The organism is Mycobacterium sp. THU-M104 (genome assembly GCF_049197365.1).
In the GTDB taxonomy this organism is placed as follows: Bacteria; Actinomycetota; Actinomycetes; order Mycobacteriales; family Mycobacteriaceae; genus Mycobacterium.
In genome coordinates this window covers 21,310-34,765 of the sequence record NZ_JBMIOP010000048.1, presented here as the reverse complement: position 1 = coordinate 34,765, position 13,456 = coordinate 21,310, and the positions used below count along the sequence as shown (strand labels likewise).

Here is a 13,456-nt window from a genome sequence, read left to right as displayed (position 1 = left end):
TACTTGGGCGGTGGTCGTGGCGGGTCGAAGCGTGGCGGTGGCGAGCCCGGTGGCGTCAGTGGATGCGAACGATGATCTCCGAGTGACCGAGCCGGATCACATCGCCGTCTGCCAGCTGCCACTCCTGCACCGGCGCGTTGTTCACGGTGGTGCCGTTGGTGGAATTGAGGTCGGAGAGCAACGCGACCTGCCTGTCCCAGCGAATCTCCAGGTGACGCCGCGACACGCCGGTGTCCGGCAGGCGGAACTGGGCGTCCTGTCCGCGACCCACGATGTTGGAGCCTTCGCGCAGCTGGTAGGTCCGGCCACTGCCGTCGTCGAGCTGCAGGATCACGACGGTCCCGGGGGCGCCATAGCCGGCCTGGCCGTAGCCGTCGTATCCGCCCGGCTGCTGGGCATAATCACCGTATTGGCCGTATTCGACGTCCTGGCCGTAGTCCGGCTGCTGGTTGTAGTCGGGTTGTTGGTCGTAGTCGCGGTTCGAGGTCTCGGAATACCCGGCGCCCTGGGGGGCTTGCGGGGCGTATCCCCCGCCGGGGACGCCTTCGGCGTACTGCGCCGGGTCGCCTTGGCCGTAGTCCGGGCGGTTGTATCCCTGCCCGCCCTGCTGATAACCCTGGTCGTAGCCGCCCTGGTCGGAATAGGCCGGGCGTTGTTGCTGAGGACCCTGCTGGGCCGCGAAGCCGCCGCCCTCGTCGGGGCGGCCTGGGCCGCGACCGTAATCGCCGTAGCCGCGGCCATAGCCCTGTTGAACGCCGCCGGGAGGGTTGCCGCCGGGAGGGTTGCCGCCGGGAGGGCCGCCGTCGTGAGGGCCGCCGTCGTGAGGGCCGTAGCCGCCCTGGCGAAAACCCTGGTCATAGCTCGGGCCGCCGTAGCCGGGAGGACGCTGTTCGTAGGACTGCGGATAACCGCCGTGATCTTGGTAACCGCGCTGTTCCTGATAGCCGCGCGGGTCCGGGTAGCCGCCCTGTTCCGGGTACCCGCCGCGCTGAGGGTCTGGATAACCGCCCTGGTCCGGCGGGCGGGGCGGTGAGTACCCGGCGGGCGGCGGGTAGCCGCCCTGGTCCGGCCGGTGCCCAGCTCGAGGGTCCGGCCCAGCGGGCCGTTCGGGGGCACCCTGCGAATCGTCTTGCGGACGGCCATAACGGTCGTCGTAGTACTCGTCGCCGGGCCGCCCCTGCCCCTGATCCCCGCGGTAGCTCGAATTGTCAGTCATTGCTACTACTCCTCGTTCTGCGCCGAACGCGTGATTCGATTGTGGCCGGAGCGGATCGTCGACCGTCGGTCGGGGCTTGGCATCGGGATTGACAGCACCGCGTGCGCGGAACTGGCCAGTGTGCAAGTTCGGTGTCTGCTCGAACCGGACAACCACCTGACCATACGTTTGCCACCCCTGTTCATCGATATAGTCGGCCAAGTACCGCTCGAAAGCGCTCGACGTGAGGCCCGGATCGGCCCGCACTTTCTCGAAGTCGTGCACACCGAGGGTAATGATGTACTCGTTGGGCACCAAAAAGCGATTCCCCGGCACCGGCCGGACGCCGCCGTCGGCCTCGCGGCGCAGCAGGGCTTCCACCTCTTGCGGAACGATCGATCCGCCGAATAATCGGGCGAACGTGTCACCGACTGTTGCCTCGAGCCTGCGCTCAATCCGCTGTACCAGGCCCCGGTGATTACTCATGCCTCAGCACTCACCCGCACGGATCCGGACGCTCGGCCGGTGCACGGCAAACGACTCACCCGCATGTCGGGTCATCCCAGCATGGTATCGGCAAAGCACGACGATGTGGCACCTCGGAAACTCTGAGAAAATTGCATCCGCGCAGTTCAATGCGGTTGCAGGAGGCTGGCGTGCCCGCGGCGTGGCCCGGCTACGGGAAGCCAGTTGGGTCGCCGGCCATCAGAATGGTATGTTCCATCGGTTGATTTTCGGGGCGAGTGGCGGAATGGCAGACGCGCTGGCTTCAGGTGCCAGTGTCCTTCGGGACGTGGGGGTTCAAGTCCCCCTTCGCCCACCAGGGAGTGGTTCTACGAACCGCGACGCGAAAGGTCACGAACCAGCAATGGGTCGTGACCTTTGTGTTTGGCGGGGTTCGTAGCAGCAATCACCGTCTGGGCGCGGAAGGCGGGCCGGATTCTGCGCCCGTTCGACACCGGCAACCAGAATTGCGGCGCCGGCCTGCTCGGTGACCGCCTCGTCGACGTCGGCCCGCTGCACTTCAGCGACCGGTCGAGGACGACGAAGAAGCTTCTAAGGACTTGTGCAGCCGGAACTTTCGGTCGAAGCACCGCCAGGGCCAGAGGTCCGCAGATGTCCTTCACGAAGGAGCGCGGTCACCGACTCCTCCCAGCGGCGCATTTGGGTGGGCGTGCTGAACGGTTGCGGAAGGTGACGGTCGAGGTGAGGACGAAGGACCAGGGCGCCCAGAACCAGGACCAGTGGGTGCAGCGGCGCCCAGAGCCGATCGAGGTCCGGCCGGGTTTGCCCGAGATCGCCGAGTTCGTTCCACCGATCGGCGCCGAGGGCGGCCAACGCGTCGAAAACCAAGGTTCCCAGGGCCCGCCCACTGACCAAGGCATCGACGACGTAGTCGACGACGTCGGGTTGTTGGATGAGCAGAGCGGTCACCCTGCGTCCCATTTCGGCAAACGAATCAGCCGACGGATCGGAGATGGGCTGCGCCATCACCGCGCCGACCACTTCCAGGACGTGGGCATCCACCGCGCTGATCAGGTCGGCTTTGGTGGCGAAATAATGCTGCACCAACCCCAGGGAAACCTCCGCCGCGGCCGCGATCGTGCGCAGCGTGGTGGCGGACGTGCCCCGCGCGGCGAAGAGCCTGAGCGCCGAGGCCCGGATCCGGATCATGCTCGGCGCGCCCGCCGGATCGCGATCGCCCTGCCCCGCTGGTGCTGATGTCATCTCCGCAACTGTACGAACTTCCGGCGGGCATACGCATCTCCACGGCTTGCAATACCCGGCTTGCAATGCCCTGTTTCCACTACCCGGCTTCCAATACCGATGTATGGTGTCTGCCATGACGCGGTCGCCCGACACCCCGGTGACGATCAGATTCGTCCGGGATTTTCAAACCTCGGATGGATCGGTCAGCTACGCCAAAGGCTCCGAGTTCGTCGTCGACACCACAACTGCCGACGCGCTGCTGTTGGCCGGTGTCGCCGTGACGGTTCCCTCGATCGCGACCTAGTGGTCTCGTTCGTAAGTTCGCTGGGGGTTGTTACCAGACGCCGCTGGTGCCGAGTCTGCGCTGACGACGTCGAGACTGCGTTCAGCGCTCCCTTTTTCGCCTCGACGTCGCCGCCACCGCAGTCTCGACACCTCAGCGAACGGGCCCGACGAATTAACGGGCAAGACCACCAGCCGGCGCCCCGGGGTGCCTCCATTCTCGGGGGCGCCTCGTCCGCTGTCAGTGCGTCGACAAGCGGTTCGAGCCCCGACTGCGTGTCGTCCATCACGGTGGAACCCGGCGCGGACCGCGCCGGAGCGCACGGTCGCCTTGGTGCCCGCCCCGTGCAGGCCACCGATCGTGCGCGACGTCGGGATGGCGACGATCGGCGACGCGGCCGGCGCAATCGACCACCATGCCCTCGCGCTCCGGAACCGGCCGCCGGGGGGCGTTGCGCGCATGCCGACCGTCTTGGCGGATCACCCGCCGTTGTGCCGTGCAGTGGGTTCCGAAGCGGAGGAACCTCTGCGAGGATCGCGCTTGACATCGCACCCAAGTGGGTGGATGCCCTAAGGAGATCGTCCCTTCACTCAACAGATCGGGTATTCGATGATGATCGAGAAGCGGATCGCCCGCCGTTTCGTCGTGGCCGCGGCGCTGACGACGGCCGTCGGGCTGAGTACGCTGACCGCGGCGTGCGGTTCGGGCGGACACGAGAACACGCCGTCGACCATGACGGTCACGACGACCGTCACCCCGACCAGCACCACCCCGACCACGCCGGCCTCCCCGCCCGCCGAGCCGGGAGAACCGGGCGGAGGCGTCGGACCCGGCGGGGTCACCACGAACGCGCCGGGCGGTGCGGGCGCCGGAGCAGGGCCCGGAGGGGCGAGCGCGGGCGTGCCTGGCGCCGGGGCGTCGGCGGGACCCGGTGGCGCCGGAGCGTGCGCCGGCGGCGTTTGCGTCGGGACCCCCCCGCGTCCCTGACCACATTGTCAAGCGGCACAGCGTCTCTCCCCCGGGCGGGATCTTCGGTGACGCTGTCGCCCGCGGCGCGCGCTCGTCACGGGCGGCGGCGTCACCTTCTTGCGGCGGGCCCCGGGTGAATTGACTGCCGCCTGCAGGGCAAAACCCCTACCGACAACCTTGCGTCCAGTGCGCGTCGGCAATTCCGCGGAAGTCTGACGCGCCGCTCCCACCGCGTACGCAGGCCCACGAGGACGACGCCATCGCCGTCACGAGGGCGGCTTTGGAGAAACTGCGGGCAATCCACGCGGGCCATTTCGCCGTCACCGACAACGTCGACGGGCAGCCCGCACAGGTCACAGGCCGGACCGATCAGCGATGCCGTCGATACGTGAGTTCAACCGTTCGACGCGGTCCGCGCCCATCTCAGGACGTCATCGTTCACCTGGGCGGTGATTTCGTCGAATTCGGGGTGTTTGTTCAGCACCGTGCCGATCATCGAACACACCGGGTCGATGCGCTTGCCCGTATCGCGGGCGCCGTTGAGCGCTTCTTCGACCAGCGGGGTCGCCAGACCACGTCCACCGAATTCGGGATGGATCTCCGTGTGGTCGAAGACCCGCTGGTCCCCCCGGTCGGCGAATGAGGCATAGCCGACCACCCGGCCGTCGGCCGAAATCGTGTACCGGCCCTCCTCTGCGCTGATGGTCGCATGCGCACCGGTCTTGTCGGCAGGCATCTCATCTCCCGTGGAATGACCCGTATCCGGACGATGGCGACCGTACCAGCAAACTGGTGCGTCGGTTTTCACGCAGCCGAGCGCGGCCCGGCCTGTGCGACCGGCAGATGCAGCACCACTGCTGCCGCCGGAACGGCATCGTGCTCGTGACGGGCGAGTAGAGCCGCGTTGTCGGGTAGCTGACGTGAATTGATCTCGCCACTCGCGATGCGCCGCAGGGTGTCGTGGGCGCGGGCAAGCTGTTCGCGCTTGCGGTACTGACCGCCGGGCAGTTTGACGCCGGCCCAGACGCCGTACTCCTCCCGATGGGCGAGGGCGTGCTGGGCGCACAGGCGCTGTTGCGCCAGCGGGCACCGGCGCAGGCACTGAATCCGCGCCTCCGTGGCCGACGCCTCGTAAGCCCGGGCCTTTGCCGCGCCGTCGGCGCCGTCGTCGTCGGGATAGCCGAACCACAGTTTGGGGTTGGTTGCGCAGGGATGCCCCATGCGGGCCTCCTTCCTGAGTCGAAACGTATCCGAAAGCATATACGCTTATCCTCAGATCACGCAAGAGAAACGTGACAACAACGTATATACGGAGATCCGCGGAAGGGTCTGTGTACTATCCGCCCTATGGCCGGAGCGTGTGATGAGCCGTGAATCGGCCGGCGCCGCCATCCGCGCGTTGCGCGAATCCCGCGACCTTTCGTTAGCTGAGCTCGCCGCGGCCACCGGCGTCAGCGTGATGGGGTTGAGCTTCATGGAGCGCGGCGCCCGCAAGCCGCACAAAAGCACAGTTCAGAAGGTTGAAAACGGTCTAGGATTGCCGCCGGGCACGTATTCGCGGCTGTTGGTGGCCGCCGATCCCGACGCCGAGCTGGCCCGGCTGACGGCCGCGCAACCCCTCGATGCGATGGCCGTACGCCGCAGCGGAGCCGTGGTGGTTGACCGCCACAGCGACACCGAGGTCCTGGAGGGGTATGCCGAAGCGCAGCTCGACGCGCTCAAATCAGTCATCGAACGCCTGCCGGCGACGACATCGAACGAATACGAGACGTATATTCTCTCTGTGATCGCGCAATGCGTGAAGGCGGAGATGCTGGCCGCCGGTTCCTGGCGGGTGGCGGTGAGCGCCGGGGCGGACTCTGCGGGCCGGATCATGCAGCACCTGCGGGCGCTCGAGGCCACGCGAGCGGCCTTGCTGAGCCGGATGCCCAACAGCCTGGGAGCCCGCTTCGACCGGGCCTGCGCGAGGTCGTCGATGCCGGAGGTGGTCATCGCGGCTCTGCTGGGCGTCGCCACCGAGGACGTGTGGGACATCCGCAACAGGGGCGCCATCCCGCCGGGGGCCCTCCCCCGCGTCCGTGCCTTCACCGAGGCGGTCGAATCGGCGGCCAGCGACGCGACGGACCCGGACATCGGCGAGGGGGATCAGTGATGGAGAGCGAACTCGCGGTGCTCGGCCGGGCCCATCGACTGTTCACCGGCCATTCCGAAGCGCCGGCGTGGAATCCGGTACTCCCACCCGACCGGGGGACTCCGCGACGCCCGGCGCCGCCGAATGTCGTTGCCGGGCCGCGCGCCTACCACCTTGCCGCCGAGCATGCCCGGCAACGGCTTGCAGCGGCGGCCGTCGCGGACGCCGAGGCCGGCCGCGTCGTCGCCGAAGCCCACCGCGACCGGGCGCGGGCCCGGGCACTCACCGGGGACGTCGTGGACCTGGCCCGCGCCGACGCCGACGCCGCCGCTCCCGCGACAACGCCGCTGGCACGGCGTGAAGCGCTGCGCCGCCGGGCGGCTCGGTTGCGCGTCCAACGGGTGCACGTGCTGGCGGCCCGCGCGCGGTCGCGGCGACACGCCGCGGTGCTGCGCGCCCTGGGATACCGGCTCATGCACGATCGCGGATCGACGGCGCTGCGCCTGTCCCCGAAAGGTCGCTCCGTCCGCGCGGTGCGGGCCGGGTTGTCGCGGTTGGGACGACCGTATGTCTGGGGTGCGGCCGGCCCCGACCAGTTCGACTGTTCCGGGCTGGTCCAGTGGTGCTACGCGCAGGCTGGTGTCCACCTGGACCGCACCACCTATCAGCAGATTCACGATGGTGTTCCGGTACCGCGCTCGCAGGTCCGCGCGGGCGACCTGGTCTTTCCGCATGCCGGTCACGTGCAGTTGGCGATCGGCAACGGCCTGGTCGTCGAGGCGCCCCACTCGGGGGCCGCGGTGCGGATCAGCCGCCTCGGTGGCAACGTTGAGATCCGGCGCCCGCTATGACGAACCATCGGGCCGGTGCCAGATGAAGGGGTTGTACTGATGAGCGAGCACGCGGGGTCTTCGGTGGCCGCAATTCGCGCACACCAGTCGGTGCTGGCGAGCAGACACCGTAGCGCGGCCGACGCCGATCGAGTCCTCGCGGAGGCGCTGGCCGCCGTGCACGCCGCGACACGGGAGAGCGTCCGGCGGCTCGACGCCATTGCCGAGGAAATCGATCGCGCCGCCCTCGACCAGGCGGACTTGGCCGCCGACACACCCCTGGGCGCGCGCGAGCTGCACAACTTCCTGTCGGCCAAGCTGCGCGAGATCAGGGCCGTCGTCGCCGACGCACACGAGCTCAGCCGCATGAAAAGTACTGTGTTGGAGGGCCTGCGGGCGGCGTACGGCGCACCGAACGGCTAGCGGGATCCGTCGTCCACAACCGCGCTGCGCTGAATTGTCGGCGGAATCCCGCCTGGGTACTGTCGCCCGTCATGGAGGGGTCTTCACGCCGCGCATACCCGGACGCAACGCCGCACGGACCCGCGTCGGGAACGGCCGCCGACGCCATTGCGGCCGCCGAGGTGGCTCTCGCCCGGCAGCATTCGGCAACCTCGCAACTGGACATGCAGGTTGTCTCGGCGATCCTGAACGCACACCTGACCACCGTCGAGGGTCGAGAAGCGTTGACCGGGTTGCAGCAGGAGACCGAAGCCGCGGTGCGCACGCGATCCGACCTGGACACCGCGGCGGGCGCACGCGATTTCCAACGGTTCCTCATCGGCAAGCTCAGGGACATCCGGGCCGTCGTGATGAGCGCGAGCCTCGACGATACGTCGAAATCCGCGCTGATGGCTGCGTGGACATCGCTGTACGCTGCCGCCGGCAGCGCCGCGGATACCGGGGAGGACCCGCCCGTCGGCGACCTGTCGGACGATCCCGACTCCGAATGGGACCCGTTGCTGGACGCGCTGTCGGCCGACGACGCGGGTGCGCTGGACGCCGATCCCTCGGAGCCCGGTACGGCGGAAGGCGGCGCGGCCGCGCCGCCCGCCCCGGCCCTGGGGATCCCGCAGTTCCCCGCCTTCGGTGCCGGGCCACAACCCGGATTGGGCGCGGCCCCGGGCCTGCCGGCCGACTGGGCCCTGCCGGCTCGCGATCCGCGGGACGGCGAACCAGACCCGGCGCTGGGGGACCTCGACGACGAAGCGCCGGCGGGATCCGAAGACGCGGACCCGGGTGACGACGCCACTCTCCCTTCGCGCGACGCCGGGAGCTCCGGCGCGGCGGACACGCCGACGGAGGTAACGCTGCCCGACGGCGAGGTGGTGGCCGCGGCCACCCCTGGGCTGGCCGCAGCCATCGCGGCCGCGGTCTCCGGGACCCCGATCGCCGAGGCGTTTGCGCGACAGGGCATCACCCTGCCCACGCCGGGTACGGCGGTCGCCCATCCGATCGACCCGCGCGACGTCGCCCCGGGTGACATAGGCATGCTCACCGACCGTCACGCGCTTGCCCTCGGGATGGACAAGGCTCTTCTGGACGGCCAGATTCAGTACATCGCCACCGTGAGCGGGCCGGACTTTCTAGGCTGGGAGCACCCACCGGCGGTGACGGCTGCGCCGACGGCCCCGAGCGGGCCGGCCGCACCGGCCCCGAACGGGCCGGCCGCACCGACCCCGACGCGGCCGGCGGCGACGTGACCACCGACACGACGACTTCCAACGGCGAACTTGCCGGCACCGCCGGCGGCGCATGAACAGGAGACAACGGATGGCCGATTCGATCCACGTGGAGCCCGTACAGCTGCGGCAGGCCGCCGCGCAGCATCAGGAGGCCTCCGACTATCTGCGGACCGTTCCGTCGTCGCATGCCGCGATCCAGGAGAGCCTGGACTCGCTGGGCCCGATCTTCGGCGACCTCCGTGACGCCGGGCGCGAGCTGCTCGAGCTGCGGCGCCGGTGCTACGAACAGCAAGCCGACGACCACGCCGACATCGCCGACAAGCTGCGGTTGTCGGCAAGCAGCTGGGAAAAGCACGAGCGCGATGCGGCCAACGAATTCGGCGGCATTGTCGACACCGGTCGATGACCGACCCCAACCCCGCCTTTGACACCGTCCACCCGAGCGGGCACATCCTCGTCCGGTCCTGCCGCGGCGGCTACATGCACAGCGTCACCCTCAGCGACGAGGCGATGGAAACCGACGTCGAGACGCTGGCGCGGGGCATTCTGTTGACCGCCGATGTGTCGCACCTGAAGGCGTTGCTGGAGGTGCGCGACGAGATCCTGGCCGCCGGACACACGCCGTCGGTGGAGGTCCCGACCCCTTACGACCTCGATGCGGCGATCGAAAAGCTGCTGTCGCACCACCTGCGGCGTCGCAACGGCATGACGTAGCCGCTCTGGGCGGAACTCGAACGCTGCTAGCCCAGCCGCGTCGTGACCGCAGCGGGATCCGGGGCGATATCGGCGGGCGGCTCGATCGGGTTGGGGCCGAACAGTTCCCGCGCTCGTGCGAGCAGGACACGCACTTCGTCGAGTTGCTGCTGCAGCGCAGATTCGGCCATGCCTGCACGCTACCCAGGCCCGTGCGACCGCACAATTCGCCGATTGCACAAGGCATGCGGGGGATGCCGTTGCGCTCCACCGGGCTACACCAGCTGCCGGGGCAGGATCCCGGCGACGATCCCTGCTTGCTGCCTGGTTCCACAAACCGGGTGGACCACCGGTGTACGTGAGCCCCCGAGCGTGAATTGACGCTGGTCGGAACACTGAAGGATACTGGCTGCGTGTCGGGGCCGGGCGGTGGCGCGAACCTGAGCGACAACGATCTCGTCGACTCGGTGCTCCGCGATCTGAGCGAAGCGGCCGACAGGTGGGAAGCTCTGGTTGCCCAGGCCGCGACCATCACCTACAGCGTCGACCTCGGAGACATTCACGCAGTCGCGAACTCCGACGGCAGATTGCTGCAGCTGACGCTGCACCCGGGGGTGATGACCGGCTACACCCATCGGGAGCTGGCGGACCGGTTGAACCTGGCGATCACCGCGCTGCGCGAAGAGGCCGAGACCCAGAACGAGGCGACCTACGGCGGCTCGCTGCACTGACCGCGCCGGCCCGCTACCGGCCGGCGCCCGGCGGGCCGGCGAAGGCCTGGGCGATCTCCAGCCAGCGTCGCGCGTCGGAGCCCTCGGCGATGACGTCGAGTTCGTCGAGCGCGCGCCGCTGGGTGACCAGGTAGCAGAAGTCCAGGGCCGAACCGGTGACCCGCTGGGCGGCGTCGGGCGGCCCCCACGACCAGACGCCGCCGCCGGGGTCCCGCAACTCGACGAGGAATGGCTCGGCCGGGGCGGCCAGATTGTGGACGAAGAACGCGTAGTCGCGGGTGCGCACCCCGAGATGGGCGATCGACCGCAGCCGCGGCGTGGCGGGCCGCGTGACGCCGAGTGCGTCGGCCACGTCGAGCCCGTGCGCCCAGGTCTCCATCAGCCGGGCCGTGGCCATCGACGCGGCGCTCATCGGTGGCCCGAACCACGGCACCTTGCGCCCGTCGGGCACCGCCAGCAGCGCCTCGTGCAGTCTCGCCCGGCTCTCCCGCCACTCGGCGAGCAACTCCGACGGCGGCAGGGCCGCCAGCTCCCCGGCTCCTTTGTCGACGAAGCCGGTCGGGTCGGCCGCGGCGGCCTCGAGAGCTGCGGTGAACGCGGCGTCGCCGGTGACCGCGCTCAGCGCGACCCGATCCGTCCACAGCAGGTGCGCGATCTGGTGGGCGATGGTCCAGCCCGCCGCGGGCGTCGGAAGTGCCCACCGGTTCTGCGGAAGTGCCGCCACCAGGGCGTCCAGATCGTCGCTCTCGGCGCGCAGGTCGGCGACGATCGGTCCTGGGCCGGCCATCATCGCCTGCCCAGGAAGCTGTGGGTGAGCAGCCCGCCCAGATACAGAGCCGACCCGAGCAGGGCGAAGGCGGGCGCGTGCCCGTCAGCCGGGATCATCGCCGCCGTCACGGTGACGGCGGCGATGAATGCCACCCAGAACAGCGCGTCCTGGACGGCGAACACGTGTCCGCGCAACGCGTCGTCGACGTCGATCTGCATCGCGGAGTCGGCGCACAGCTTGATCACCTGACCGGCCACGCCGAGCAGAAAGCCGCACACCACCATGACCGGGATACGCAGCCCGGCACCGGCGGTCTGGATCAGCGCGGCGGCGGCCAACGCGCCGTTGGCCGTGGCGTAGCGCCCCCACCGGCGCACCGCAACCGGCGTCAGGAGATTGGCCAGGAACGCCCCGAGGCCCGTGGCGGCGAAGAACATCAGCGCGGTGCGCAGGCCCCCGGCGTCCGGGCCGCTCAGATGGCGGACCAGCAACAGGATCAGCAGCGAGTTGATGCCGACCGCCATCCTGTGCGCGACCAACCCCGACAAGGTGCCGGCCACCGTCGGGTAGCGCACGACCGTGCGTGCACCATGCAGCCAGCCGGTGACGACCGCGTACAAGGCCGACCCGTGGATGGCGCGCATCGTGTCGTCCGGGCCGAGCACGCGCGCGCCGAAACGCAGTGACAGGAGCGCCGCGATCGCCACCGGGAACGCGGTGAGGAAGATGATCGCCGAGGCGCCGTCGTCTCCGGCGCCCATCAGCACGCGGGGCACCAGCATGAAGTTGGCGCCCAGGAACGCTGCCACGGCGCCCGACGCGGCGGCGACCGCGTTCATCGTCACCACCTGTTCGCGCGGCACCACGTGCGGCAGCGACGCCGACAGGCCCGACGCGACGAACCGTGCCAAACCGTTGGCGAACAACGCCGCGATCAGCAGCGCCATGTCTCCGGCCCGCACGGCGAGGATCGTGCCGATCACGGCGATCAGGATCAGCCGCACCCCGTTGGCGCCGACGAGCACCAGGCGCCGATCCCAGCGGTCCATCAGCGCGCCGGCGAAGGGGCCCAGCAGTGAGTAAGGCAGGAACAGCACCGTGAACGCGCGCGCGATCTCCAGCGGGCCGGCGGCTCGGTCCGGGCTGAACAGCAGCGCCCCGGCCATTCCCGCCTGGAACAGGCCATCACCGAATTGACACGCCATGCGCACCTGCAGCAGTCGCCAGAAATCCGGCAAAACGCGCACCGACCGCCAGATGTCGACGGGTGCGCGCGGGGGCATCCGGGTTTGGGTCACAGAACCGACTTCCTGAGGGGGCAGGCACAATCGCTGCGGTCGACGCCGCTGTCGACAACAGTACAAATATGTGTGGGCGACCCTCGATTCCCCCAGGCGACCACGCCCCAGGATGCGATGATGGTGTGATGGCCCCGCCCGAAGATCCCGAGGACTTTGTCGCTCGCGCCGCGCAGCGGGTGCGCGCGGGTACCTTGTTGCTGGCCAACACGAATCTCCTCGAACCCACGTTCCGGCGCAGCGTGATCTACATCGTGGAACACAACGAGGGCGGCACATTGGGTGTCGTGGTCAACCGGGCCAGCGAAACGGCGGTATACAACGTGTTGCCGCAGTGGGCCAAGCTGGTGGCCAAGCCCAAGACCATGTTCATCGGGGGGCCCGTCAAGCGTGATGCGGCGCTGTGTCTGGCGACGCTTCGAGGCGGTGCCGACCCGCAGGGTGTGCCGGGGCTGCGTCACGTCACCGGCCGGGTGGTGATGGTAGACCTGGACGCCGACCCGGACATGATCGCGCCTCTGGTGGAGGGGATACGGATCTTTGCCGGATATTCCGGCTGGACCATCGGTCAGCTGGAAGGCGAGATCGAGCGCGGCGACTGGATTGTGCTATCCGCCTTGCCCTCCGACGTTCTGGTGGGGCCGCGGACCGACCTGTGGGGCCAGGTGCTGCGCCGGCAGCCGCTGCCGCTGTCGCTGCTCGCCACCCACCCGATCGACGTCAGCCGCAACTGAGAGTCGGCGCAGAGGCGCTCGCGAAGCCCGGGCATCTGCCCGCCGCGTGGCGGCGTCTCTCAGCCGCAGGTCTGCGTGCAGCCCGCGCAGGAACCGCCACAGCCGGGGGCCGCAGCCGATTGGTTCAGCGCGAAACGCGCGCTCTGCCAGGAACCGGCGGCGAGCGTCCCGAGGGCACCGGCGACGCAGACGATCAGCACGACGAGGGCGGTGTGCGGGGACGCCGCCAGGGCCACCACGCCGCCGGCGGTCAGCATCACCGCGGCCGCCAGCTGGGTGGGGGCCATCGCGCGCAATGCACGCGGGATGGTGTCGGCGGTTTGGCCCCGGGACAGCGACCAGACGCCGAAGCCGGCGGATGCCACCGCCGCACACATGCACAACACCCCCGCGATCAGCATGGCCCCACAATACGAGCCGGGTCGGGG

Annotated in this window: 18 protein-coding genes and 1 tRNA gene; 10 read left to right on the top strand and 9 right to left on the bottom strand. The window is 69.4% G+C overall.

Going from position 1 to position 13,456, the window contains the following annotated elements; genetic code table 11:
• Positions 1–55: 55 nt before the first annotated feature.
• Positions 56–1,681 carry an FhaA domain-containing protein gene (locus ACOJVU_RS05210; protein ID WP_421528811.1) on the bottom strand — a complete coding sequence of 542 codons (1,626 nt, stop codon included), beginning with the start codon at positions 1,679–1,681 and terminating at the stop codon, positions 56–58.
• A 251-nt stretch (positions 1,682–1,932) separates the two neighbouring features.
• Here ACOJVU_RS05210 and ACOJVU_RS05205 point away from each other — a divergent pair.
• Positions 1,933–2,018 (top strand) — tRNA-Leu (locus ACOJVU_RS05205).
• A gap of 233 nt (positions 2,019–2,251) precedes the next feature.
• On the opposite strand, the gene ACOJVU_RS05200 is transcribed toward ACOJVU_RS05205, so the two are convergent.
• Complete coding sequence (locus ACOJVU_RS05200) at positions 2,252–2,923, bottom strand: TetR/AcrR family transcriptional regulator (protein WP_421528810.1); 672 nt, start codon at positions 2,921–2,923, stop codon at positions 2,252–2,254.
• 115 nt (positions 2,924–3,038) lie between these two features.
• Between ACOJVU_RS05200 and ACOJVU_RS05195 the strand changes: the two genes are divergently transcribed.
• A complete protein-coding gene (locus tag ACOJVU_RS05195; RefSeq protein ID WP_421528809.1) occupies positions 3,039–3,209 on the top strand; it encodes a hypothetical protein in 171 nt (56 codons plus the stop codon).
• A gap of 569 nt (positions 3,210–3,778) precedes the next feature.
• Here ACOJVU_RS05195 and ACOJVU_RS05190 read toward each other — a convergent pair.
• The 3 genes from ACOJVU_RS05190 to ACOJVU_RS05180 form a co-directional block, all read right to left on the bottom strand.
• Positions 3,779–4,030, bottom strand: coding sequence for a hypothetical protein (locus ACOJVU_RS05190; protein WP_421528808.1), 252 nt, complete (start codon positions 4,028–4,030; stop codon positions 3,779–3,781).
• A 521-nt stretch (positions 4,031–4,551) separates the two neighbouring features.
• Entirely contained in the window at positions 4,552–4,893 is a 342-nt protein-coding gene (locus ACOJVU_RS05185) for a GNAT family N-acetyltransferase (protein WP_421528807.1), read from the bottom strand.
• 68 nt (positions 4,894–4,961) lie between these two features.
• The gene (locus ACOJVU_RS05180; protein ID WP_421528806.1) at positions 4,962–5,378 is read right to left on the bottom strand and encodes a WhiB family transcriptional regulator; all 417 of its coding nucleotides are present in this window, start codon (positions 5,376–5,378) and stop codon (positions 4,962–4,964) included.
• 142 nt (positions 5,379–5,520) lie between these two features.
• Here ACOJVU_RS05180 and ACOJVU_RS05175 point away from each other — a divergent pair, with 142 nt between their 5' ends.
• From ACOJVU_RS05175 to ACOJVU_RS05150, 6 genes are all read left to right on the top strand, one after another.
• Positions 5,521–6,309: a helix-turn-helix domain-containing protein gene (locus tag ACOJVU_RS05175; RefSeq protein WP_421528833.1), complete on the top strand. Its 789-nt coding sequence runs from the start codon at positions 5,521–5,523 to the stop codon at positions 6,307–6,309.
• On the top strand, positions 6,309–7,139 hold the full coding sequence (locus ACOJVU_RS05170) for a C40 family peptidase (RefSeq protein WP_421528805.1): 831 nt from the start codon (positions 6,309–6,311) through the stop codon (positions 7,137–7,139). The genes ACOJVU_RS05175 and ACOJVU_RS05170 overlap by 1 nt, the downstream gene beginning before the upstream one ends.
• Positions 7,140–7,178: 39 nt before the next feature.
• Complete coding sequence (locus ACOJVU_RS05165) at positions 7,179–7,541, top strand: DUF4226 domain-containing protein (RefSeq protein WP_421528804.1); 363 nt, start codon at positions 7,179–7,181, stop codon at positions 7,539–7,541.
• A gap of 71 nt (positions 7,542–7,612) precedes the next feature.
• Positions 7,613–8,821, top strand: coding sequence for a DUF4226 domain-containing protein (locus ACOJVU_RS05160; protein WP_421528803.1), 1,209 nt, complete (start codon positions 7,613–7,615; stop codon positions 8,819–8,821).
• Between the two features lie 70 nt (positions 8,822–8,891).
• Positions 8,892–9,209: an ESX-1 secretion-associated protein gene (locus tag ACOJVU_RS05155; protein WP_421528802.1), complete on the top strand. Its 318-nt coding sequence runs from the start codon at positions 8,892–8,894 to the stop codon at positions 9,207–9,209.
• Positions 9,206–9,517 carry a DUF2694 family protein gene (locus ACOJVU_RS05150; RefSeq protein ID WP_421528801.1) on the top strand — a complete coding sequence of 104 codons (312 nt, stop codon included), beginning with the start codon at positions 9,206–9,208 and terminating at the stop codon, positions 9,515–9,517. Before ACOJVU_RS05155 ends, ACOJVU_RS05150 begins: the two co-directional genes overlap by 4 nt.
• 26 nt (positions 9,518–9,543) lie before the next feature.
• On the opposite strand, the gene ACOJVU_RS05145 is transcribed toward ACOJVU_RS05150, so the two are convergent.
• On the bottom strand, positions 9,544–9,687 hold the full coding sequence (locus ACOJVU_RS05145) for a hypothetical protein (RefSeq protein WP_421528800.1): 144 nt from the start codon (positions 9,685–9,687) through the stop codon (positions 9,544–9,546).
• Positions 9,688–9,909: 222 nt separating this feature from the next.
• On the opposite strand from ACOJVU_RS05145, the gene ACOJVU_RS05140 reads away from it, so the two are divergent.
• Positions 9,910–10,227 carry a DUF2710 family protein gene (locus ACOJVU_RS05140; RefSeq protein ID WP_421528799.1) on the top strand — a complete coding sequence of 106 codons (318 nt, stop codon included), beginning with the start codon at positions 9,910–9,912 and terminating at the stop codon, positions 10,225–10,227.
• Positions 10,228–10,240: 13 nt separating this feature from the next.
• On the opposite strand, the gene ACOJVU_RS05135 is transcribed toward ACOJVU_RS05140, so the two are convergent.
• Together ACOJVU_RS05135 and ACOJVU_RS05130 are read right to left on the bottom strand one after the other, a co-directional pair.
• Positions 10,241–11,014, bottom strand: coding sequence for a TIGR03084 family metal-binding protein (locus tag ACOJVU_RS05135; RefSeq protein WP_421528798.1), 774 nt, complete (start codon positions 11,012–11,014; stop codon positions 10,241–10,243).
• Positions 11,014–12,318: an MFS transporter gene (locus ACOJVU_RS05130; RefSeq protein ID WP_421528832.1), complete on the bottom strand. Its 1,305-nt coding sequence runs from the start codon at positions 12,316–12,318 to the stop codon at positions 11,014–11,016. Before ACOJVU_RS05130 ends, ACOJVU_RS05135 begins: the two co-directional genes overlap by 1 nt.
• A 104-nt stretch (positions 12,319–12,422) precedes the next feature.
• On the opposite strand from ACOJVU_RS05130, the gene ACOJVU_RS05125 reads away from it, so the two are divergent.
• Positions 12,423–13,028 (top strand): YqgE/AlgH family protein, encoded by a 606-nt coding sequence (locus ACOJVU_RS05125; protein WP_421528797.1) that lies wholly within the window; start codon positions 12,423–12,425, stop codon positions 13,026–13,028.
• 59 nt (positions 13,029–13,087) lie between these two features.
• Here ACOJVU_RS05125 and ACOJVU_RS05120 read toward each other — a convergent pair whose 3' ends face one another.
• On the bottom strand, positions 13,088–13,429 hold the full coding sequence (locus tag ACOJVU_RS05120) for a hypothetical protein (protein WP_421528796.1): 342 nt from the start codon (positions 13,427–13,429) through the stop codon (positions 13,088–13,090).
• Positions 13,430–13,456: the final 27 nt, after the last annotated feature.